This window comes from Nocardiopsis sp. NPDC057823 (assembly GCF_042797335.1).
In the GTDB taxonomy this organism is placed as follows: domain Bacteria; phylum Actinomycetota; class Actinomycetes; order Streptosporangiales; family Streptosporangiaceae; genus Nocardiopsis; species Nocardiopsis changdeensis.
This window is the reverse complement of the sequence record NZ_JBHVLR010000020.1, coordinates 34,449-54,455: the sequence shown is the minus strand read 5'-3', so window position 1 is coordinate 54,455 and position 20,007 is coordinate 34,449. Positions and strand designations below refer to the sequence as shown.

The window sequence follows — 20,007 nt, the reverse complement described above, 5'->3', positions numbered from 1 at the left end:
TCACTGCCGGGGGCGCTGCCTCGGCGTGTACGAGGTGGTGAACCACACCCCGGCCAGTAGGGCCGCCCCCATCACGACCAGCGCGATCGCCCACGAGGCGACCGGGGCCGTGGCCGCCTCGCACATCTCGTGCGGCAGGACGGCGGGCATGCCCGAGCCGTCCAGGGACGAGTAGCCGAACCACCCGTAGGAGGTCCCGTCGCCGTACAGGGGCGACCACCAGCCCGCCCCGCACCGGCCACTGGGGATCAGCCCGAGGGCCGCTCCGCCGGCGATCAGGGCGGCGGCCACGGTGCGGACGATCTGGGTGGGGGTCATGGTTCTCTCCTCGGAGCCGGGGGGTGGCACCCCGTACTCTTCCGCATTCCGGTCGGGGAGGGGGAAACGAGGTGCCTGCGGGCGCCACCGGGCACCACCGCCCCGGCCGGCTCCCCTCCGGACCGGCCTGCCTCCGGGACGGCCGGGAACGGGTTCCACCTGCTTGTACCCTGAAGCGGAGCGTCGGTCCCGGCACCGCCGCCCCGCCCCGTCCCCCGGACCCGAGCCCGCAGGCGCACGCCGCGCGGCCGTCCGCGGAAGAGCCGGGGCCGCCACGGAACAAGGGGAGGTACAACGGTGACCACGTGGAGCACCGCCGACATCGAGGAGGCGGCTCGCGTGCTGCGCGCCGGCGGACTGGTGGCGCTGCCCACCGAGACCGTCTACGGTCTCGGCGCGAACGCCGAGGACCCGGACGCCGTCACGAGCACCTTCAAGGTGAAGGGGCGCCCTCCGTCGCACCCGCTCATCCTCCACATCGGTTCCGCCGCGCGGCTCGGCGACTGGGTCCGGGAGGTCCCGGACACGGCCCGTGTGCTGGCCGAGCGCTTCTGGCCGGGACCGCTCACGCTGGTCCTGAGGCGGGGCCCGCGCGTGCCCCTGGAGGTGACCGGCGGGCTGGAGACGGTGGCCGTCCGCGTGCCCGACCACCCCGCCGCGCTCGCGCTGCTCGACGCCTTCGGCGGGGGCGTCACGGCTCCGTCCGCGAACCGCTTCGGCTCGGTCAGCCCCACGACGGCAGGGCACGTCCGCGAGGAGCTGGGGTCCGACGTCGGCTTCGTGCTGGACGGGGGCCCCTGCCAGGTGGGCGTCGAGTCGACCATCGTCGACGTCACGGGCGGGACGCCGAGCATCCTGCGGCCGGGAGGTGTCACCAGGGAGGCCCTCGAAGAGGCGCTGGGGCGCCCGGTCGCGGCGCCCTCGGCGAGCCCGGTGCGGGTGCCGGGCCAGCACCCCTCGCACTACGCGCCGCGCGCTCGGGTCGTCCTGGTCGCGCCGGACGAGGTGGCGGGGGAGGCCGAGCGGCTGAGGGAGCAGGGGAACGGGGTCGGGATCCTGCTGCCCCCCGGGGCCGGGGAGGCCCCCGCCGGGGCGCACGCCGTCGTCGCCGTCCCCGGTTCCATGGACGAGTACGCGCGCGGCCTCTACGGGTTCCTGCGCGAACTCGACGGGAGCGGGTGCGACGTCATCGTGGCCTCCCTGCCGTCCGAGGAGGGGCTGGGGTTCGCGATCGCCAACCGGCTGCGCCGCGCCGCCGGGCCCCGGCCGTCCGCACAGGGGTGAACGCCCCCGGCGGCCGGACCGGCCGCCGGGACACCCCCGCCGTCAGTGGCGGGCGTCGCGCCAGGGCTGGGGGAGGGCGCCGCCGCGGCTGAGGTGGCGGTGCAGGGCCTCGAAGGCCCGGTCGGCCGCGCGGAGCAGCGCGGCGGTGTCGGCATCGGGGTCGGCGGCGTCGCGGAGGAGCGAGGAGAGCAGGTCGAAGAGTTCGTCGGCCCGCTCCCTCTGGAGGCGGGTGGCGGGCCGGCCGCACCGGGCGGGGCGGGTGTCGGTGTGGGCGGGCATGACGGGCTTCCTTCCGGGGTCTTCGGGTGCAGAAGAGCGTCGGCGCCGGGGCAGCGGGGGCTGTTCCGCCGGGCGCGGGCGCGGGATCGGCGGTGTGCGGGGGCGGGTGAGGCGGATGAACTCGGCCCAGGTGAGGGGTTCGTCGGCGTTCACAGCCGCCCCAGGAGTTCGGAGACGAGTCGACGGGCGAGGTCGTCCTCGGCGCCCTGGCGGGCGAGGGGGATGGTGATGCCCGGTTCACCGGGCATCGGCCGCCACCACTGCTGATCTGTCAGGCGGACGGTGACCCGCCTGCCGTCGTAGTCCGCGCGAACGGAGAGGGGGAGGTCGCCGTCCGTTGAGGCGATCCCCCGGCGGCGCAGCGCCGAACGCAGCGCCAGCACTGCCACTTCGTTGTCCGAGTCCAAGTGCCCTGCGACGGGCCTGTGGGTTCCGATCATGAATCCAGCGTCGGGTCTCCCAGCCTGGTCTCACAGCGAATTCCAAGAATCCCAGATGCTCCCGGCATCCCTGCCGGTATCTTTCCTGCATGACCCCCGGCATATTCGCAGAGGCTTTGACCGCTGCTCGGGAAGCGGCGGGATTGACGCAGACCCAGCTCGCGAGATCAGCTAATTTGTCGCTTTCCTCCCTGAATAGGTGGGAAAACTCGGGCTCACTGCCCAAGCGGGAGAACGCCGAGGCACTCGACCGCATCCTGGGATGCGATGGCACCCTGCTGGCCAGGCACCAGGAGGCGAAGGACGGCTTCAGCATCCCGGTTTGGGCGAGGTCGTTGTCTCGCATCGAGCCGGAGGCACGCGCTGCCACGGTCATCTCCCCAGGCATGGTTCCCGGCTACCTCCAGTGCCCCTCGCTAGCGTCGTTGCTGTTCCGCGCCGCACGCCCCTGGATGACCGAAGAGGAGGTAACGAGACTTACTGCACTTCGATGCGAACGACTGCACCAACTGCCGAAGCTTCGGGTGACAGCCGTCTTTCCTCTCTTTGTGTTGGACGCACTCCCCCGAGAGATTCAGGTCGAACAAGCAAAAGCCCTGCTTGACTGGATCGAGACGGGTCGAGTGATCGTGCACCTGGTGCCCCGCGGCTCCATCCTGCTCGTACCAGGTAGCGCCACAACGGTCTTCCATCTGGCCGGTGATGACGTGGCGGTCGTCGGGGACTGGTCACGCGGTACGGTGATCGCTGAGCGGAGTGATCATTCGGCGCTGCTCGGCATGGTCTCCTCGGCACTCGCCGCCGCTCTCCCCTCCCGGGAGACCACCGCAGCATTGAAGGAACTACTGTGAACGACTCTTGGTTCAAATCGACTTATTCGGGTGACTCCCCCAACTGCGCGGAGTGCCGGATGCAGTCGGACATGGTGGCTCTACGGGACACGAAGAATCGCGAAGCCGGACACCTCACCTTCCCCTCCTCGGAGTGGCTCGCGGCCCTCGCCGCTGAAAAGTAACCACCCCCACGCAAGGCCCCGGGCGACCACTCGGGGCCTTCGCCATGCGTGGACGGCCACTTGTGGGGGGATACTCCAGGCGACCCGCATACCCCCTCCCTCTGGAGCGTCGATGAAGTCCTCGACCGACTGGCACAAGAGCAGCTACAGCTCTACAGGGGCGAACTGCGTGGAGACCCGGGAGCACACCTGCGGTGCGGATGTCCGCGACACCCAGAACCGAGCCGCCGGACACCTCACCTTCCCCTCCTCGGAGTGGCTCGCGGCCCTCGCCGCTGAGAAGTAACCACCTCCGCACACCAGGAACCGCCCTCACCGAAGCACCACAGCGTGTCAGGTAGACGGTAGCCACACCTTTCCCTGCAGTACTCGTCGAAAGTCCGAGGCCTCTTGAGAGGTACACCGATGAACGAGATCTGGAAGAAGTCGCCGTACAGCCCGAACAGTGGGAACTGCGTCGAGTGCAGGTGGACTGCGGAGGCAGTTGAGGCACGCGACACCAAGAACCGCGAAGCCGGACAGCTCTCCTTCGGCCCCTCCGAGTGGCTCGCGGCCCTGGCGACCGAGAAGTAACCACGCTCATGCAAGGCCCCGGGCGACCGCCCGGGGCCTTTGCCAAGCGTGGATGGCTGCCTCCAAGGGAATACTCCAGGTGGCCCCACACCCCCCTTGGAGCGGCGATGAAGTCTTCGCCTGAGTGGCACAAGTCGAGTTACAGCGGAGCCTCCGCGAACTGCGTGGAGATCCGCGAGTCCTCCGAACGCATCGATGTCCGCGACACCCGGAACCGCGAAGCAGGCCACCTCACCTTCCCTTCCTCGGAGTGGCTCTCAGCCCTGGCAGCCGAGAGGTGACCACCCCCGCACAAGTCCCCCGGGCACCGACACGGGGCCTTCGTCATCCGTGGATGGCCACCCAGGAGGGGATGCCCCGGACAGCCCGCATTTCCCACCCTCTGGAGCGCCAATGACGTTCTCGGCCGAGTGGCACAAGTCCTCGTACAGCAGCGGCAACAACGAATGTGTGGAGACACGGGAACATGTAGCGGGTGCTGACATCCGCGACACCCGGAACCGGGACACCGGGCACCTCACCTTCCCCTCCTCCGAATGGGTCGCGGCCCTCGCCGCTGAGAAGTAACCACGCTCATACAAGGCCCCGGGTGACCAGCGTCCGGGGCCTTTTCCAAGCGTGGATGGCCGCCTGCAAGGGAATACTTCAGGTGGCCCCGCCCCCTCTCCTTGGAGTGGCGATGAAGTCTTCGCCCGAGTGGCACAAGTCGAGTTACAGCGGATCCTCTGCGAACTGTGTGGAGGTTCGCGAGTCCTCCGAGCACATCGATGTCCGCGACACCCAGAACCGGGACACCGGGCACCTCTCCTTCGGCCTCTCCGAGTGGACGGCGGCCGTGGCAGCCGAAAGGTGACCACATTCGGGTAACAGCACGAAGCCTTCGTCATGCGTGGATGGCCACCCTCAAGGGGATGGCCCAGACAGCCCACACACCCCCTCCCCCTGGAGCGGCAATGAAGTCCTCGATCGAGTGGCACAAGTCGAGTTACAGCGGCTCGTCTTCAAACTGCGTGGAGACACGGGAACATGCAGCGGGCGCCGACGTCCGCGACACCCGGAACCGCGACGCCGGACACCTCACCTTCTCCTCCTCCGAGTGGCTTGCGGCCCTCGCCGCTGAGAAGTGACCGCCTCCGCACGCCGGGCAGATGGTCGCCCCACCTTTCCGCGCCGCACTCGCGGAAAGCCCGAAGCCTCCCGAGAGGTACACCGATGAACGAAACCTGGAAGAAGTCGACGTACAGCCCCAACGGTTCCGACTGCGTCGAATGCCGCTACGGGGACGGCGCAGCCGGGATGCGCGACACCAAGAACCGGGACGCCGGACACCTCACCTTCGGCCCCTCCGAGTGGGTCGCAGCCCTGGCGGCCCAGAAGTAGCCACCCAGCACAAGGCCCCGGACGGCCGTCCGGGGCCTTTGCCATGCACACGCCTTCGCGAAACCACCCGGGACTTCACCACGACCACGCACATAAAGATCAAACCGGACTTATTTCGCCTATCCCCGAAAAAGCTCTCCCCTCTCCACCAACAACCCCCTGACCTGCGCCAATACCAAAGCGCACAACTTCTTCGGCAATCCGTCCGAAAAATGTGCACGCAGCCCTCAGGTTGCCCTATTCTGGCCCCACAACCGAAAAACCCGTGACCCCGCGACGCCTACAAGCGCCCGGGGTCGTGGCCAGCAATTCACACCTTGAACCAAAGGATTGCCAGCGTGAGCCAGTTTAGTGCCGCGCTCTTCCGGGCTGCCCTCGGGCTCCTGCGAGCGCTGTTCACCTCTCCCTGCGGCCGCCACCACCGGCGCCGCTCCTCCCGGGTCCGCCGTTACGCCGCGAACCCCGGCCCCGCCGTCCGCCCCCGGCCGTCCGCCGCACCGCGCCTGGCCGAGCCGCGCGAGACCTTCCCCGCCGACGACCTCCCCCTCGTCAGGCCCTACTACACCGCCCACGAACAGGCCCGTGCCCGGTCCCGCGCCCGCTCCCGCGCCCAGGCCGAGGCAACCGCCCGGCTGGAGCGGTGGACCGCACCCCGCATCCCCGCCCCCAGAATCGGAGAGGGCGACCTGCTCGCCCCCACCCCGCCCCCGGTCACGTTCGACGACCTCGCCGACGCGGTACGGCGCTGGCAGGCCCAGCAGACCCGGCAGGCCCAGCAGACCCATCCGGCCCCTCAGGACCGCAGGAGCACCGCGGGGGTGGGCGCATGACCCCGGCACGGCTGTGGACCCACCGCCTCTACCCCGGCGACCTCGCCCGGCTCTCCCAGGTCCGCCGCGACCTGCGGGCCGACCTGCACGGCTTCGACCCCGACACGGCCGACACGCTCGTCCTGTGCGGCAGCGAACTGTTCGCCAACTGCGTCAAGTACACCGCCTCCGGCCGGGACGGCGGAGTGATCCGGACCCTGTGGTCCGCGGACGACCGCTCGCTGACCCTGGGCTTCACCGATGACGGGCTCGGCGGCGGCGTCCCCGCCATCCCCCGGGCGCGCACGTCCGACGAATGGGACCGGGCCGAGGGACAGCGCGGCCTCCTCATGGTCGAGGAGTTGTCCACAGCCTGGGGATACTCGCCGGTCTGCCCGTTCGGCGACCTCGGCACCCACACCTGGGCCACCTTCACCCTCGCACGGTGACCCCGCGCACGGGCTCCCCGCACGCCGGGGAGCCCGGTGCCGCCGGGCCGCCCCGACCGGCGGTGCTCACCGGCCCTTCCGGCCCGGGCCGCCCTTCCCGCCTTTCCCGCCCGGCCCGCTCTTCCCGCCCTCCGCGGGTCCCGTCCTCCACAGGCCCGGGTTCCGCCAGGCGAAGCGCCCCAGGAAGGCCAGACCCATGAACACCATGAGCCCGAAGTACCCGGTGAGGGCCAGCCGCAGCCTCCCGCCCTCCGGGTCCCCGGCCAGGTCCGGGGACGCCGCCCGCCCCGGCTCGGCGGGGTCGTAGGCGACCGTGACCCGCTCCCCCGCCTCGGGCTCCGGCTGGAGCACGCCGGCCACCGCGGAGGTGTACCGCGCACCGTCGACCGTGTAGACGACCTCCACGGTGACCTTCGGGCCGCCCATCCCCGGCTGCCCGGACCCGGCCTCCGTCCGGACCCGCACCACCTCCGCCTCCGCCCGGCCGGAGTAGTCGGGATAGGCGCCCGTGTCCGGTGTGTTCACCCACACCGCCAGGGCGACCGCCAAGGCGGCCACCACCAGCACGGGCACGATCGCGAGCAGCCGGTCGCGCGTGCGGAACTCTCGTCCGGGGGGTTCGAGGGGTTCGGGAGGCATGACCTCCGCCGTGCCCCCGCACTCCGGGCCGAAACCCGTGGCACCGCGCGGGCGCGGTCAGAAGGCCAGGACCTCCCCGTCCTCGGGCACCAGGACCCTGTCGGCGATCCCGTGTGCGGCCACCAGGGACCGCACCTCGGCCCGGGTGACCGGGCAGTGGTTCAGCGCCTCCAGGTGCACGGCCACGATCCGCGCCCGCGGGGCCGGCCGGTGGACCTCCACCACATCCCGGGCGCCCATGATGAGCGGGCCGACGGAGCCGATCCACCCCTCCCCGGTGTTGAGCACCACGACGTCGGGGTCGTGCCGCTCCAGGGCCGCGGGGACGTCGTCGGTGAGGACCGTGTCCCCCGCGAAGTACACCACCGGCTCCCCCGGGTGGCTCACCACGACGCCCATGACCTGGCCGAGTTCCTCCCCGATGGCCTCCATGGCCTCCTCCGAACCGTGCCTGCCGCCGGTGCGGGTGAAGACGGTGCCGTCGACCGTGACCGGCTCGTCGAGGATGCGCACGTCGGTGAAGCCCTCCTTCGCGATGGTCCCTGCGTCCGCGGCGTGCTGGACCAGGACGGGGACGCCGCGCGGCAGCAGTGCGGCGGCCGCGGCGTCCCAGTGGTCGGAATGGGTGTGGGTGACCACCACGACGTCCGGGGACAGCAGGTCGGCCAGGGGCACGACCAGGTCCACGAGCGGGTTGCGCTCGGTGCCGCCCCTGCTGTTGGGCACCCCGTCCCTGGACCCCCGGGCCCCCGGCATCGGGTCGACCAGGACGGTCTTCCCGCCCGCCCGGAGTACGGCCGTGGCGTTGCGGACGTGGGTCATCTCCATCGCTTCACGTTCCCTCTCCCGGACGCGGGCTGCTTTTCCGTGCAGAAGTTAGGGCAAGACGAGGGGAAGGACAACGTGTCACCGCGGGCCCGGTCCGGCCACCGGGCGCGGGCGGCACCGCCGCTGCCGCTCGCGCCCGGCGCCGGGGAGCCCCCTGCCTCGGGGAACGCCCGGCCCCGACCCCGGGGGACCCGCGCCCGCCCCTGCCGGCGGGAGGGTGGGCGACGCCCCGGAGACGCCCGGGGCGGCGCCGGCGCGCCCGGTCGAGCGCGGACCCCGCCGGGAGCGGACCGGCCGCTGCGGGAGCACGGCCCCCGGGTCGCCCGGCTCGCGCATCCGGGTGCGCGAGCCGCTCCGCGCGACCGTGGCCGACGGCCCGTCCGGCGCCGCCGAGCGGGTCCGGTCCCCGGAACCCGTCGGTGCGGGAGCCGTCCGACCGGTCCGTGACCGGGAATCGAACTCTCCCCGGCTCCGAGGAGAACCCGCCCGTTCCCGTGCCCGGCGCGGGCGGGGTTCCGGAAGACTCATGGCGGGCCGGTGGAAAACCGGGTGGCCCGCCGGGGGAGGCCCCGCGTCGGCGGGTATGCCGTGCTCGACTCGGTGGAGCGATCGGAAGGCTCACGTGAACGCGCTGGTGGTCGCCGCCCTGGTGGCGGGATTCGTACTGTTGGTCGCAGGAGGGGAGGCACTCGTCCGGGGTGCGGGCTCACTGGCCCGGACACTGGGGATGTCGTCGCTGGTCGTGGGCCTGACCGTGGTGTCGTTCACGACGTCGGCACCGGAACTGGCGGTCAGCACCGACGCCGCCCTGACCGGCTACGCCGGGCTGGCCGTGGGCAACGTGGTCGGCAGCAACATCGCCAACATCCTGCTCGTGCTGGGCGCGTCGGCGCTGTTCGTGCCCCTGCTGGTGAACTCCCAGGTCGTGCGCGCCGACATCCCCGTGATGGTGGTGCTGTCGGTGGTGGCACTGCTGATGGCGCTGGACGGCAACCTGGGCATGCTCGACGGCGCCCTGCTGTTCGCGGCCCTGGTGGTCTACGTGGCCGTCACGGTGGTCGCCTCGCGCAGGCGCGCGGCCGAGGACCCGGAGCCCGGGCGGGAGGGCGCCGAGGACGCCGAGGACCCCGAGAACCCCGAGAACCCCGAGGGCACGGTCCGCACGGCGTCGCGCGCGCGGTCGGTCGTGCGGGACCTGGTGCTGGTGGTCGTGGGAACGGCCCTGCTGGTGGTGGGGGCACGGCTGCTCGTGTACGGGGCGAGCGCGATCGCGACCGCGCTGGGCGTGAGCGACCTGCTGATCGGGCTGACCGTGGTGGCGGTCGGCACGTCGCTGCCCGAACTGGTGACCTGTGTCGTCGCCGTGGTGCGGGGCGAGCGCGACATGGCGGTGGGCAACATCGTGGGCAGCAACGTGTTCAACCTCGGCGCCGTGCTCGGCCTGGCGGCCGTGGTGGCCCCCGGCGGGATCGAGGTCGCGGCGTCGGCGCTTCGGTTCGACCTGCCGGTCATGGTGGCGGTGGCCCTGGTGCTGCTGCCGATCGCCCTGACCGGGTCGGACGTGTCCCGCTGGGAGGGGGCGCTGCTGGTCGGCTTCTACATCGCCTACATCGCGTACCTGGTGTTGGCGGCCACGGAGCACGCCGCCCTGGAGCCGCTCAGCGCCGCGATGCTGTGGTTCGTCATCCCGCTCACCGTGCTGTGGCTGGCGGTGGCGGCGGTCCACGAGCTGAAGAGGCGGCGCGGGAAGAGGAGGGCCGCGAGCGCGCCCGACCCGCAGGACGGGGTGGCGGCGCCGGAACCGCGGTGACCGCCGGGGCGGGGAGGCGGCGCCCTCCCCGCCCGGCGGTCAGCCGCAGTTGGTGCCGTTGCGGACGATCCAGTCGTCGCCGATCCGGCCGCCCCAGTCCACGCACTGGCCCGCGGCCGAGAGGTACACCGGGCCCGCGTACTCGGTGAAGTCGCCCGGGTCGGTCTGCCAGGAGGTGCCACCGCTCTGCTTGAGCGCCGCGTCCATGGCGATCCGGGAGCCCGGGGAGGAGCGGACCACCACCACGCAGTTCTTGCCGTTGGACCCGTTGTAGGTGAGGAACACCGTCCCGCCCGGGATCGCCGCCTCGTTGACCTTGCCGTACCCGCTGCCGCACTGGCCGCCGTAGGCGACCGCGCCGACCGGGGCCGGACCGGCGACGGTGGCGACCAGGGCCAGCCCCAGCGCGGCCGCGACGCGGCCGGTGATCTTCTTCATCGTTCCTCGCTCGTTCGCCCGGGTCACCACGGCGGGGTCCCGGTGCCGCTGGTCCGGTGCTGCTCGACCAGGCGTGTGATGGTGACGGTGCCGTCGGCCGCCGTCGTGTAGGTGACCTCGGCCCTGACGGTCCGGCCGCCCTGGTTCGCGTAGCCGGTGAGCGCGGACGGGCTGGAGGGCACCGACCCCGCGCTGCCGTTGCCGACGCTCCCGCCCTGGCTCTGGCAGAAGCTCCAGGCGCACACCACGTCGGCGCCGTCGAGCCGGGCGTACACGGCCGCCCCGCCGTCCGGCTGGAACGCGACGACGTGCTCCCCGGAGGGGCGCGCGCCCGCGGCGGCCACCCCGGCGCCGACCAGCCCGGTGGACGTGGCGGAGGTGCCGCCGCCCTCCTCCTCTTCCCCGCCGCCGTCCCCTGCTTCGGCCTCCTCCGACGGGGACTCGGACGGCTCCCCGGACGGGGACTCGGAGGGCTTCGGCTCGTTCCCGGCCCCCGGGCGGCGGTCGCCGCCCGTGCCCGCCTCCTCGGCCGGGACGTCGTCGGCGACGACCTGTGTGTCCCAGCTCCGGGCCAGCACCACCCCGCCGAAGGTCGCGCCGGCGAGCAGCAGCAGGGCGCCCGCCACCGCACCGGCGACCGCGAGCCCGCGCTTGGCCCGCCCGCCGCCCGGCCTCGGGGCGATGGCGAACACCTGCTCCGGGGCGGCCGGCACCCCCTGCCAGTTCTCGTCGACGACGGTGGCCATCGCGCCGTCCACCGCCTCGGGCGTCCCCGCCGGGGGCCTGCCCCGGCCCGGACCGCTGAGGGCGAACACCGCCTCCACCAGGCGCATCGCGTCGGGCCGCTGCCCCGCCTCCTTCGCCAGGGCCCAGCGGGCGAGGTCGGCCAGCGGCCCGGTGAACCCGTCCATGTCGGGCTCGCCGCTGATCACCCGGTGGGCCACCACGGCGGGGTCGCCGGTCCCGAACGGCTGCCGCCCGGTGGCGGCGAAGGCCATCAGCGCCCCCCAGGCGAAGACGTCGTCGGCGGTGCTGGCGGGCCTGCCCCGGTAGTGGTCCGGGCTGATCCACCCCGGCGAGCCCACGATGGACCCGGTCCGGGTGAGCGCCGTCTGGTCCACGGCGCGGGCCACCCCGAAGTCCAGCACGCGCGGGCCCTCCGGGGAGAGCACGACGTTGGCGGGCTTGAGGTCGCGGTGGGCGATGCCCACCGCGTGGATGCGCACCAGGGCCTCGGCGACACCCGCCGCCAGGCCCAGCAGCAGCCGCTCCGGCAGGGGGCCGTGTTCGCGCACGTAGTCGCCGAGGGTCAGGCCCCGCACCAGGGGGGTGACCAGCCAGGGGCGCTCGGCCGCGGTGTCGGCGGCCAGCAGCGGCACCGCGCAGGCGCCGCCGACCCGGTGCAGCAGCTCGACCTCGCGGGCGAACCTGGCGCGGAAGTCGGGGTCGGCGGAGTACTCGGGATGGATGAGCTTGACCGCGACCAGGCCGCCCGCGGCGTCGTGGGCCGCGTAGACCACCCCCATGCCGCCGGCGCCCAGCCTCTTGAGGGGCCGGTAGGGGCCGATCCGCTCGGGGTCGGCGGGGGTCAGGTCGGTCGCGGTCGCGGGGAGCGAGGCGACGTTCTGTGCAGAGCGCATGGGATCCACGGGTGAAGGGAGAGTGGGGACACGTCCCACACGGGCACCAGGAGGCTCAGGGGTACCGGGTGGACATGTGACCACCGCATCTTAACCACCGGGTCCGACCCGGACCGTGACGAGTGCGGACGGAACGAACGGATCCCGCCTCGGTGACCGAAATCGGTCACCGAGGCGGGGTCCGGGGCGGGGTCCGGGGGCGGGGGACGCCGGTCAGGGGCGGAGATCTCTTTCAGGGGGCTCGCGGCCCTTCTCCGCGCCGCCGCCCGATCCCCTCGCGGTGCACACACGCGGCCGAGTCGGGGCGCCGGTCAGGAGGGGCTGCTCCCCTTGCGCCGTTCCTGCACCCGGAAGACCCGGCTTTTCTCCGCGTTCTTCCGGGCGTTCGGGTCGACCTCCGCGTTCGCGTACCTGGTGAACTCGCGGAGCGGGGAATCCTCGCTCACCACCTGGCGACCGGACTTCGGGTAGATGACCGACGTGGGCGGGTCGCCCAGGTCCTCCGCACCCCTGCCGGCCTCTTCTCCGCCACCGCGCTTACTACCTCGTGCCATCTCCCCGTTTCCTTTCTGAAGAGCCCGGTCGAAGGGGCTTCCCCCGGGGGCAGGCGGGGTCGGCCGTGCGGCCGGTGCGGCCGGTGCGGCATGCTAACAGGGCGCCGATTCCCTTGGGGAGAGACGGAGACGGGTTTTGAGGAACCTCTGAGCTCCGTCCGGTGACCGGTCCGCGCTTCCCCGCTCAGCGGGTGTGTACTAGGCTCGCCGCAGCGTTGCCGGGCACCGTGCCCCGCCCCGGAACCACCTCCCCCTCCCCGCCCGCGCAGCGGTCGGCCCGCGCAGGCGTCGCCCCGGGCCGCCCGGGTCCCGACCCGATCCCCCTCCGCGCGCCGCCGGTCGGAGGGGACCGCCGCCGTCCAGGAGGGACCCCATGCTCGGTCAGGGCCGCCGCCGTGTGCCGCCACCCCCGGTTCCCGGGATGCGCTCCCTGACCACCATCCGCCTCGGCGACGCCTCGCTGCTCTGGCAGGCCGAGCCCGAATCGGGCGAGCCGCCCTTCGCGGTGAAGCTGCTGCGCCCGTCGCCCGACACCGGGCGGCCGGACGAGGTGGGCCTGTGGGAGGAGTTCTCCGCCACCGATGGCGTGCAACCGCTGCTGTTCTCCGGTGTCACCGACGAGGGCCGCCCCTACGCGGTGACGGAACTGCGCCCGGAGGGCGACTACGGCCAGGCCCTGGCGCGCGGCGAGCACCTCTCCGTGGACGAGGTCGTGGCCGCGGGCGAGGCCGTGGCGGGGGCGCTGGCCGCGATGCACGCCGCCGGGTTCCTGCACCACGCGGTGCGCCCGGACCACATCCTGCACGGCGAGCCGGGTCCCGCCCTCGTGGACTTCGGCTCGGCGCTGCCCCTGGACCACCCGTTCCCGCCGGTGTACTACACGCGCCGGGACCTGCACCACACGCCGCCCGAGGAGCTGCGCGGAGAGGCGCCCTCGCCGGCGTCCGACGTGTTCCGGCTGGCCTCGACCCTGTGGACGCTCCTGGACGGGCGGCCCCCGTTCGACGCGGACGCGGACGGGGAGGAGCCCCTGTCGGAGTACCGGGACCGGATCCTGTCCGCCGCCGTCGCGGACATGCGGCGGGAGGATGTCCCGGAGTGGCTGCGGGCGGTCCTGCGCCGGGCGCTGGACCCGGACCCCGCGCTGCGCACGGCGACCGCGGAGGAGTTCGCGGCCGCGCTGGCCGCGCGCCAGGCCCCGCTAGGCGGGGAGGCGCCGGAGGCCGCGGACGGCGACGGCCACCCGAAAGAGGCCGGAGGGGCCGCTGTCCCGGAAAGCGAAGGGGCGCAGGGGGCCGACGAGGCACAGGAGACACCAGAGCCCCGCGCGACGACGTCCGACGCGGACGACGGATACCCGGATGAGGCGGAGGCGGAAACCGCTCCCCTGGCTGCTGAGGAACCCGCCTGGTGGGAGGAGGACGAGGAACCGCACCCCCTACAGTCCCCCGCCGCCCGAGCGGACGCAGCCTCCCGGGCGGAGTCCGCTCCCGACCCCGACGCCGACGACGGGTACCCCGACGAGGCGGAGGCGGAGACCGCTCCCCTGCCCGCCGAGGAACCCGCCTGGTGGGAGGAGGACGAGGAACCGCAATCCCTGCCGTCCCCCGCCACCGGAACGGAAGCACCCACCCGGACGGAGCCCGATTCCGACCCCGACGATGACGGCTACCCGGACGACGGGTACCCCGACGACGACACGAGCGCGGAGGCCGGAGTCCCCGGGACCCTCCGCGCGCGGCGGGCCGCCGTCCTTCCGGAGGCCGATGGGCCCGGCCCCGCCGACCAGGAGGAGACGGAGCCGCTCGGCGCCCTCGGCACCGCGAGCGGTCCCGCGCGGCCCGACTCCGGCACGTCGGCGACGGGCGCCCCCCGTCCGCCCGCGCCGCCCCGGCCCCCGGCCGCCGCCACCGGGCCTTCGACGGCCCCCACTGCGGCGTACAGCGCGCCCGCGCCGAGCACCGGTACGAAGGCGGACGCCCCCGCGTCGACCACTCCCCTCAGCCCTTCGACGGCCCCCGCCGCAGCGCACACCACGCCCGCGCCGAGCGTCCGGCCGTCCGTGTCCACTCCGGCCGCCCCCGCTCCTACCGCCCCACTGTCGGGCTCCCCCGCGCCGACGCGGCGCGACCCGGGGCCTGCTCCGGCGCCGCCGTTCCGGCCGTCGCCGGCTCCCCGGCCCACCGCACCCCCCGCGCCCGCCTTCGGCACCGGCGGCCCGGACCGCTTCGCGCCGCCGTACCCCGACCTGGCTCCGGAACCGCCGCGGGAACGCCGGTTCGGCGCCCTCGTCGGACCGGTCCTCGTCGGCCTGCTGGCCGTCGTGGTGGTGGCGGCGGGCATCACCGTGCTGGTGCGGGGCATGGGCGGGGACGACTCCCCGTCCGCCTCCCCGGAGGCGGGGGCGGCGTCCTCCGGCGGCCCGGAGCCCGGGGCCTCGGCGCCCCCGGCCGACGACCCCGCCGTGGCGCTGGCCCCCGCGGACGTGGCGCTCACCGACGACCTCGTGGCCGTGTCGCTGACCTGGACGGACAACACCGGCGGCGAGAGCGCGCACGTGGTGGTCGGCGGCCCCGCCGACACCCGGGGAACGTCGATGGCCCGCACCGAGGCGGGCGAGTCCTCGGTGGAGATCTCCGGCCTCAACCCGGAGGTGGAGTACTGCTTCCAGGTGGTCGCCGTCCACTCGACCGAGGTCCTGGCCCCCTCCGAGGAGGTCTGCACCGACCGCGCCGCGGGCGACGGGGCCTGACGGCCCTCCCGTGACAACGAGCGCCCCCGTGCCCGGGCAGACCCGCAGGAAGCCCGCCGATCCGGAACCGCACAGCGAGAAAAAACCGCATTCCCTCACTTTCCGAGACCCCTTTCGCCTTCGCGAAATGGGCGGCGGCTCCCGAGGGATCTCCATCGCGGTGTGATCAGGTCATCGGCACATCCCACAACGGGGGCGAAAACGCTTCGACCAGGCCGAACCCTGCACACCGACATAGAACAACCCATTGCGTGACGCGCATCACATTCTACCCCTGGCGCCGCGGCTCTAGGCTGTCCCGGTGTACAGCGGCGATCGGATCCGGGGAACGAGGAGGCCATGGGTGCACTGATCGGCTCACTGCCGAGCTGGCTGCAAATGCTCTACCTTTCCTACGGCATCATTTCCGGGATGTCGCTCATGATCGTTTTCACGATTCGGTCATCGGTCGACGCCAAAACGGACATGAGCAAGAAGCTCCTGGTCAACGGGCCTCGGAAAAGGGACAAGAAGAAGAACTTCCCTGGCACCAAGACCAAGATCGGCTCCATGGACATCGTCCCCAAGAAGGAGCTGGACGAGCTCAAGCGCCAGGAGCAGGAGAAGAAGAGCGCCCTGCGCACCATGGAGGAGGAGAACAAGCAGGTCCAGCGCCACGCCGCGGACGCGAAGAACCAGGCCGCGGTCGTGGAGGGTGTCCTGAAGCGCTACCAGGGCGCCCAGGAGGACGGCAAGGCCCTGGAGAAGGAGCTGGGGCTGGACGCCCCCGCCGCGACACCCGGCGGGCCCGGCCTCGTCGTCGTCCGCGGCAAGAACCAGGCGAGCGCCGTGCGGGCGGCACGGCAGGGCCCCCACCCCGAGGCCCCCGGCAGGAACCGCGGCGCGAGGCCCTCCCCGTGACCGGCCGGAGAACCGGCGTCCCGCGCCGCTCCGAGAACAAGGAGTGACCCCCATGCTCGATGAGCGCGTCCTGGCCCTGGCCGGTGTCGCCGCCCTCGTCCTGGTCGTGCAGGGCCTCCTGCACGCCTTCATGGCCGGACGCCGGGTCCACCTCCCCGAGGGAAGGCGCCTCCAGGACTTCCCGGATTCATCCGATGACCGGGAGAAACTCGACGCATACGCGGCGCACCTGCTGGAAAGGAGCCGCGCCCTCTCGGAGGGCGCCGCTCCGGAACCCGGCCCCGAGGCGGCCGCGCGCGTCCGCCCGCCCTCGCCCGCCCCTCTCCCCGGAGCCTGGTCGGGCGCCTGGGTCTGGGCCGGCCTCGTCCTGTTGATCGGTGTCTGCGCCCTCGCCGGGTGGTAAGAGGAGAAGATCGGAACATTGGGCACTCTGTTCACCGCACTCATGACGGTGGCCTTCACCGTCCTCATGGGGAGCATCACCACCCAGCTCCGGAACACGCTGAAAATGGCGGCGACGAGGCGCCAAGAGAACTACCTCGCCGCGCTCAACAGCCCCACCGAGAAGCGGCAGATCCAGGACAGGATCGAGGACCTGGACCGCAAACCGGAGGAGATCGCCGCCGACAACCGGGCCAAGCTGGACGAGCAGTCGGCCTCCACCAACAAGCTCTTCCAGATGGGCAACGAGATCGAGCGGGTGCGGGAGTCCCACCACGAGAGGATCGCGAAGCTGGAGGGCAAGGGCGTCGCCAGGGTCGTCTTCGACCTCACCGACGCGGGTGTCCGGATGGACTCGGCCTCCGGGACCATCCGGAGCGCCATCGACGACCGGAACCGCCGGGCCGAGTCGGGTCAGGACACCTCGCAGATCGACCTCGAACTGCGTGCGCAGGCCGCCATCGGCCTGGTGTCGGAAAGGTACGAGCTGCGGCCGGACGCCCCCCTCTCGCCCCAGGGGAAGATCCGGGCCGAACGGTACCTGCGAGAGCTGAACAACCTGAACCCCGTCAGCGACGACCTGCTCCGCGACGCCCTGGAGGTGCGGCCCGAGCGCGTCGCCCGGGCGCTGGCCCGGCACGGGCTCACCGACTCGGTCAGCCGGAGTGTGACGACGTCCCCGCAGATGGGCACCCGTTCCCGGCTCGGTCCGGCACGCGGTGTCGTGGCGGCGCTCCAGCAGAACTCCGGCGCCTCGACCGACCCCGCCGCCATCCCCCGGCTGCCCACGTCCACCACGACCGCGCGGACCACCGGTCAGGGCCCCGCCTCCGGGCGGACCGCGACCCCCTAGAGGAACGAACGCACGACATGGCTCTACTTCTCTGCATCCTCGCGGGCGCCCTCGTCTTCACCCGGTCGGTGCGGCGGATCCTGGACCACGGCCTGGACGTCCCCGAGGCGCTCACCCGGCTGGAGGCCGAACGGGCGCGGACGGAGGCGTCCCTGGCCGCGCTGGGCCGGGCCGAGGCCCTGCTGAACGAGGCGGCCTCCTCCGCGGCGAACGGCGCCGCGGCGGCCGCGGCGCTGGAACGCGCGGACCGGGAGCTCGCCGCCTACCCGGCCGAGGGGGACCGGGCGGCCGAGGCCGTGGCGGCACTGCTGCCCGGCAGGCACGCGGCCGCGCGCCTCGCCCGGGTGGCGGACTTCGTCCTGGCCGCCGCGGGGGCGGCCCTGGTGGTCGTCGGCGGGGTCCTGGGCTTCGTCCTCATCCCCTAGCCCCTCCCCGCCCGCCGCGCCCGGACCGGACGCCGTCCGCACGCGGCGGGCGGCGTCCGCGGAACGCGCGGGTCTACCACTCGTCCTCGAACCAGCCCTCGGGGGCGGGGTCGGCGGGCAGGGGCCGGGGCTCCTGGTGGCGGCGCGAGGTGCACTCGCGGAACGGCCCGTTGTCCCCGAGCAGGATGCCCATCTGGAAGTCCAGGTGGTCCCGGTACCAGATGGCCATGCCGGTGCCCGCCTCCCAGCGCAGCACCTCCCAGGCGTGCCACAGCGCCTGGAAGCGCGACACCGCCTCGGCGTGGCGCCACCACTCCTTGCACCACCGGAACTGGCCGCCCTCGGGGCGGACGTAGACCGGCAGGAAGCGCAGCCGCACGAACTCCTCGACGTTCCGGAACACCGGCTCCGGGGCCGGGTCGCCCTCCTCCCCGTCCCCGGGGACGTCCACGCCGTCGAGGGCCTCGGAGACGTCGGGGGTCTCGTCCTTCAGCGTCCCCCCGGCCCCGGGGAGCAGGGCCCCGTCCGGCCGCTCTTCCTGTTCGGTGTCCATCGGTGTCCTGTCTCTCCTTGTCGTGGTCGTGTGCCGGGCCGCGGCCCCTTACCCGGCCCGGGGCCGCCCCGTCAGCGGCCGGCGGCCGACCGCCGGGTCAGGGTGCTCAGCTCGTTGCGCTGGCGCCGGTGGACGACGGTCGCCCGCCGGACCGCCGCGTTCGCCTGCACCCGGGTGCGCGGCAGCCCGACGCCGTCGCGGCGGACCGCGTCGGTCCGGCCCGCCCGGTAGGCGGCCCGCTGCTCGCGGGCCTGCTGTACGCGCTGCCGGTTCCGGTCGCGGCGTTCGTCGAGATTTCCCTGCTGTGCGCGGTCCAGGCGGGTGGCGGGGGTCCGGGCGACCGCGCGGCCGTTGGCCTCCACCGCGCGCTCCGCCTGCCCCCGGTTCTTCGGCAGGCGCGCGTCGGCCAGCTCCGGGCGCCGGTCGGGGGCGCCGGTCCCGGCCCCGGCGCGCAGGCGGGCGGCGTCCCCGTTCCCCGCCGCCACCACCTCCTCGCGGCCCTGGCGCGCCTCGTTGACCGGGAAGTCCCTGCCCCTGTCCAGCGCGTAGAGGACGGCGTCCCCCTGGGGAAAGCCGCTGCCGGTCCCCGCGCGGGCGCGCTCCTCGGCGAGCGCCAGGCCTTCGCGGTAACGGGCGTCGAACCCGGGCAGGTTCCGCCTGGCGTTGTCGATGAGCGCGGGCACGGAGCCCGCGGGGGCCCTCCCGTCGAGGGCGGCGGTGATGACCGACTCGGCGGCGTCGCGCCGCCAGTTGGGGTCGGTGCGGGCGTCCTTGAACCGGGGGACGGCCCTGACCAGCCACTCCTCCATCGGTACGGGGCGTTCGTCCGCCGACCACACCGCGCCGGCCACGGCCGTGTTCTTGTCGAGCCGGGCGGAGTGCGGGTCGCCCGCGAAGGCGCGGTCCTGGACGAGGCCGCGTTCGACGGACGCCGCGAGCTGGGGGTGCCGCTCGGCCAGGGCCTCCAGGACCCGGGCCTCGGCCTGCCGGGCCTGCGGCCCGGTGGCCTCGGCCGCGCTGAGGTAGAGCGCGCCGAGGTCGCGCGGGCGCAGCCTGCCCAGGTCGGAGCCGTCGAGGGCGCGCCGCCAGGACTGCTCGGGCGGCGTCCCGGGGTCGATCCCCTTCTCCTGGAGGGCGGCGTGCGCGGTCCTCTCCAGGTTCCCGCTCACCAGGTCCCTCTCCAGGGCCTTGGCCATCGTCGCGAAGTCGAGCCGGTCGCGGGCCTCGCGGACCTGCCGGGCGTCCGCCCCGGGCAGCGCGGCCGCCGCAGCGGCGGGGTCGGCGCCCCGGGCCAGGTGGAGGGCGGCCTGCACGAGGGCCGGGGAGCCCGCCACGTGGGTCTCGGGGAAGAACGCCTCGCCGCTGCTCTGGAGCCGGCGCCTGCGCAGGTGGCCGTGGAGGGAGGCCATGGCGAGCCAGCCGGAGTTGGTCATGCCGCCGCGCGCGATCGGTGCCCGCATGGCGGCGGCCAGGAGGGCGTCGGCCGTGTCGAGCCGTCCCCCGCCGGAGTCCGATCCCCCGCTCTCGCGGGGGCCGGTCGGCTGTTCCCGGGTGCGGCGCCGGGAACGCGCCTCCTCGTCGTCCCAGCGGCCGACGCCGCCGTTCCGTTCGCTCATCCCCTGCCTCC

The 20,007-nt window shown here is 73.6% G+C and carries 28 protein-coding genes; 18 read left to right on the top strand and 10 right to left on the bottom strand.

Going from position 1 to position 20,007, the window contains the following annotated elements; all coding sequences use genetic code 11:
* A complete protein-coding gene (locus tag ACFVNO_RS25920) occupies nucleotides 1-318 on the bottom strand; it encodes a hypothetical protein (RefSeq protein WP_378896326.1) in 318 nt (105 codons plus the stop codon).
* Between the two features lie 297 nt (nucleotides 319-615).
* On the opposite strand from ACFVNO_RS25920, the gene ACFVNO_RS25915 reads away from it, so the two are divergent.
* Nucleotides 616-1,602 carry an L-threonylcarbamoyladenylate synthase gene (locus ACFVNO_RS25915; RefSeq protein WP_378896323.1) on the top strand — a complete coding sequence of 329 codons (987 nt, stop codon included), beginning with the start codon at nucleotides 616-618 and terminating at the stop codon, nucleotides 1,600-1,602.
* A gap of 42 nt (nucleotides 1,603-1,644) precedes the next feature.
* Here ACFVNO_RS25915 and ACFVNO_RS25910 read toward each other — a convergent pair whose 3' ends face one another.
* Together ACFVNO_RS25910 and ACFVNO_RS25905 are read right to left on the bottom strand one after the other, a co-directional pair.
* Entirely contained in the window at nucleotides 1,645-1,881 is a 237-nt protein-coding gene (locus ACFVNO_RS25910; RefSeq protein ID WP_220564470.1) for a hypothetical protein, read from the bottom strand.
* A 149-nt stretch (nucleotides 1,882-2,030) separates the two neighbouring features.
* A complete protein-coding gene (locus ACFVNO_RS25905) occupies nucleotides 2,031-2,321 on the bottom strand; it encodes a hypothetical protein (RefSeq protein WP_378896320.1) in 291 nt (96 codons plus the stop codon).
* Nucleotides 2,322-2,410: 89 nt separating this feature from the next.
* Between ACFVNO_RS25905 and ACFVNO_RS25900 the strand changes: the two genes are divergently transcribed.
* The 11 genes from ACFVNO_RS25900 to ACFVNO_RS25850 all read left to right on the top strand — a co-directional run bounded on the left by ACFVNO_RS25900 (nucleotide 2,411) and on the right by ACFVNO_RS25850 (nucleotide 6,547).
* Nucleotides 2,411-3,172: a Scr1 family TA system antitoxin-like transcriptional regulator gene (locus tag ACFVNO_RS25900; RefSeq protein WP_355257305.1), complete on the top strand. Its 762-nt coding sequence runs from the start codon at nucleotides 2,411-2,413 to the stop codon at nucleotides 3,170-3,172.
* Entirely contained in the window at nucleotides 3,169-3,336 is a 168-nt protein-coding gene (locus ACFVNO_RS25895; protein WP_220564468.1) for a DUF397 domain-containing protein, read from the top strand. Before ACFVNO_RS25900 ends, ACFVNO_RS25895 begins: the two co-directional genes overlap by 4 nt.
* A 112-nt stretch (nucleotides 3,337-3,448) precedes the next feature.
* Nucleotides 3,449-3,622, top strand: coding sequence for a DUF397 domain-containing protein (locus tag ACFVNO_RS25890; RefSeq protein ID WP_355257308.1), 174 nt, complete (start codon nucleotides 3,449-3,451; stop codon nucleotides 3,620-3,622).
* A 119-nt stretch (nucleotides 3,623-3,741) separates the two neighbouring features.
* Nucleotides 3,742-3,909 (top strand): DUF397 domain-containing protein, encoded by a 168-nt coding sequence (locus ACFVNO_RS25885; protein ID WP_355257311.1) that lies wholly within the window; start codon nucleotides 3,742-3,744, stop codon nucleotides 3,907-3,909.
* Between the two features lie 107 nt (nucleotides 3,910-4,016).
* On the top strand, nucleotides 4,017-4,190 hold the full coding sequence (locus ACFVNO_RS25880; protein WP_220564465.1) for a DUF397 domain-containing protein: 174 nt from the start codon (nucleotides 4,017-4,019) through the stop codon (nucleotides 4,188-4,190).
* A gap of 112 nt (nucleotides 4,191-4,302) precedes the next feature.
* Complete coding sequence (locus tag ACFVNO_RS25875; protein ID WP_378896314.1) at nucleotides 4,303-4,476, top strand: DUF397 domain-containing protein; 174 nt, start codon at nucleotides 4,303-4,305, stop codon at nucleotides 4,474-4,476.
* Between the two features lie 112 nt (nucleotides 4,477-4,588).
* Nucleotides 4,589-4,762: a DUF397 domain-containing protein gene (locus ACFVNO_RS25870; protein ID WP_355257319.1), complete on the top strand. Its 174-nt coding sequence runs from the start codon at nucleotides 4,589-4,591 to the stop codon at nucleotides 4,760-4,762.
* Nucleotides 4,763-4,802: 40 nt separating this feature from the next.
* Complete coding sequence (locus tag ACFVNO_RS25865) at nucleotides 4,803-5,036, top strand: DUF397 domain-containing protein (protein WP_378896311.1); 234 nt, start codon at nucleotides 4,803-4,805, stop codon at nucleotides 5,034-5,036.
* An 85-nt stretch (nucleotides 5,037-5,121) separates the two neighbouring features.
* The gene (locus ACFVNO_RS25860; protein WP_378896308.1) at nucleotides 5,122-5,289 is read left to right on the top strand and encodes a DUF397 domain-containing protein; all 168 of its coding nucleotides are present in this window, start codon (nucleotides 5,122-5,124) and stop codon (nucleotides 5,287-5,289) included.
* A gap of 338 nt (nucleotides 5,290-5,627) precedes the next feature.
* Nucleotides 5,628-6,119 carry a hypothetical protein gene (locus ACFVNO_RS25855; RefSeq protein WP_378896305.1) on the top strand — a complete coding sequence of 164 codons (492 nt, stop codon included), beginning with the start codon at nucleotides 5,628-5,630 and terminating at the stop codon, nucleotides 6,117-6,119.
* Nucleotides 6,116-6,547, top strand: a complete 432-nt coding sequence (locus tag ACFVNO_RS25850; RefSeq protein ID WP_378896301.1) for an ATP-binding protein — start codon at nucleotides 6,116-6,118, stop codon at nucleotides 6,545-6,547. The genes ACFVNO_RS25855 and ACFVNO_RS25850 overlap by 4 nt, the downstream gene beginning before the upstream one ends.
* Before the next feature lie 66 nt (nucleotides 6,548-6,613).
* On the opposite strand, the gene ACFVNO_RS25845 is transcribed toward ACFVNO_RS25850, so the two are convergent.
* Together ACFVNO_RS25845 and ACFVNO_RS25840 are read right to left on the bottom strand one after the other, a co-directional pair.
* Nucleotides 6,614-7,186, bottom strand: a complete 573-nt coding sequence (locus ACFVNO_RS25845; RefSeq protein WP_378896298.1) for a DUF3592 domain-containing protein — start codon at nucleotides 7,184-7,186, stop codon at nucleotides 6,614-6,616.
* Between the two features lie 57 nt (nucleotides 7,187-7,243).
* Complete coding sequence (locus ACFVNO_RS25840) at nucleotides 7,244-8,014, bottom strand: MBL fold metallo-hydrolase (RefSeq protein WP_378896296.1); 771 nt, start codon at nucleotides 8,012-8,014, stop codon at nucleotides 7,244-7,246.
* A 622-nt stretch (nucleotides 8,015-8,636) separates the two neighbouring features.
* Here ACFVNO_RS25840 and ACFVNO_RS25835 point away from each other — a divergent pair.
* Nucleotides 8,637-9,824 carry a calcium/sodium antiporter gene (locus ACFVNO_RS25835; protein WP_378896293.1) on the top strand — a complete coding sequence of 396 codons (1,188 nt, stop codon included), beginning with the start codon at nucleotides 8,637-8,639 and terminating at the stop codon, nucleotides 9,822-9,824.
* A gap of 39 nt (nucleotides 9,825-9,863) precedes the next feature.
* Here the strand turns inward: ACFVNO_RS25835 and ACFVNO_RS25830 are convergent, their stop codons facing one another.
* The 3 genes from ACFVNO_RS25830 to ACFVNO_RS25820 form a co-directional block, all read right to left on the bottom strand.
* Nucleotides 9,864-10,262 (bottom strand): spore-associated protein A, encoded by a 399-nt coding sequence (locus ACFVNO_RS25830; protein ID WP_378896290.1) that lies wholly within the window; start codon nucleotides 10,260-10,262, stop codon nucleotides 9,864-9,866.
* 23 nt (nucleotides 10,263-10,285) lie between these two features.
* Nucleotides 10,286-11,902, bottom strand: coding sequence for a serine/threonine-protein kinase (locus tag ACFVNO_RS25825; protein ID WP_378896287.1), 1,617 nt, complete (start codon nucleotides 11,900-11,902; stop codon nucleotides 10,286-10,288).
* Nucleotides 11,903-12,213: 311 nt separating this feature from the next.
* Nucleotides 12,214-12,456, bottom strand: coding sequence for a hypothetical protein (locus ACFVNO_RS25820; RefSeq protein ID WP_378896284.1), 243 nt, complete (start codon nucleotides 12,454-12,456; stop codon nucleotides 12,214-12,216).
* 373 nt (nucleotides 12,457-12,829) lie between these two features.
* Between ACFVNO_RS25820 and ACFVNO_RS25815 the strand changes: the two genes are divergently transcribed.
* The 5 genes from ACFVNO_RS25815 to ACFVNO_RS25795 all read left to right on the top strand — a co-directional run bounded on the left by ACFVNO_RS25815 (nucleotide 12,830) and on the right by ACFVNO_RS25795 (nucleotide 17,827).
* Nucleotides 12,830-15,208 (top strand): serine/threonine protein kinase, encoded by a 2,379-nt coding sequence (locus tag ACFVNO_RS25815; RefSeq protein ID WP_378896281.1) that lies wholly within the window; start codon nucleotides 12,830-12,832, stop codon nucleotides 15,206-15,208.
* Between the two features lie 465 nt (nucleotides 15,209-15,673).
* Nucleotides 15,674-16,108 carry a hypothetical protein gene (locus ACFVNO_RS25810; RefSeq protein ID WP_355257355.1) on the top strand — a complete coding sequence of 145 codons (435 nt, stop codon included), beginning with the start codon at nucleotides 15,674-15,676 and terminating at the stop codon, nucleotides 16,106-16,108.
* Between the two features lie 52 nt (nucleotides 16,109-16,160).
* On the top strand, nucleotides 16,161-16,511 hold the full coding sequence (locus ACFVNO_RS25805; RefSeq protein WP_355257358.1) for a hypothetical protein: 351 nt from the start codon (nucleotides 16,161-16,163) through the stop codon (nucleotides 16,509-16,511).
* Between the two features lie 18 nt (nucleotides 16,512-16,529).
* Complete coding sequence (locus tag ACFVNO_RS25800; protein ID WP_355257361.1) at nucleotides 16,530-17,402, top strand: hypothetical protein; 873 nt, start codon at nucleotides 16,530-16,532, stop codon at nucleotides 17,400-17,402.
* A gap of 17 nt (nucleotides 17,403-17,419) precedes the next feature.
* Nucleotides 17,420-17,827 carry a hypothetical protein gene (locus tag ACFVNO_RS25795; RefSeq protein ID WP_378896276.1) on the top strand — a complete coding sequence of 136 codons (408 nt, stop codon included), beginning with the start codon at nucleotides 17,420-17,422 and terminating at the stop codon, nucleotides 17,825-17,827.
* A 73-nt stretch (nucleotides 17,828-17,900) separates the two neighbouring features.
* Here the strand turns inward: ACFVNO_RS25795 and ACFVNO_RS25790 are convergent, their stop codons facing one another.
* Entirely contained in the window at nucleotides 17,901-18,380 is a 480-nt protein-coding gene (locus ACFVNO_RS25790) for a DUF4913 domain-containing protein (RefSeq protein WP_355257367.1), read from the bottom strand.
* Between the two features lie 71 nt (nucleotides 18,381-18,451).
* On the bottom strand, nucleotides 18,452-19,996 hold the full coding sequence (locus tag ACFVNO_RS25785; protein WP_378896273.1) for a hypothetical protein: 1,545 nt from the start codon (nucleotides 19,994-19,996) through the stop codon (nucleotides 18,452-18,454).
* Between the last annotated feature and the right edge of the window lie 11 nt (nucleotides 19,997-20,007).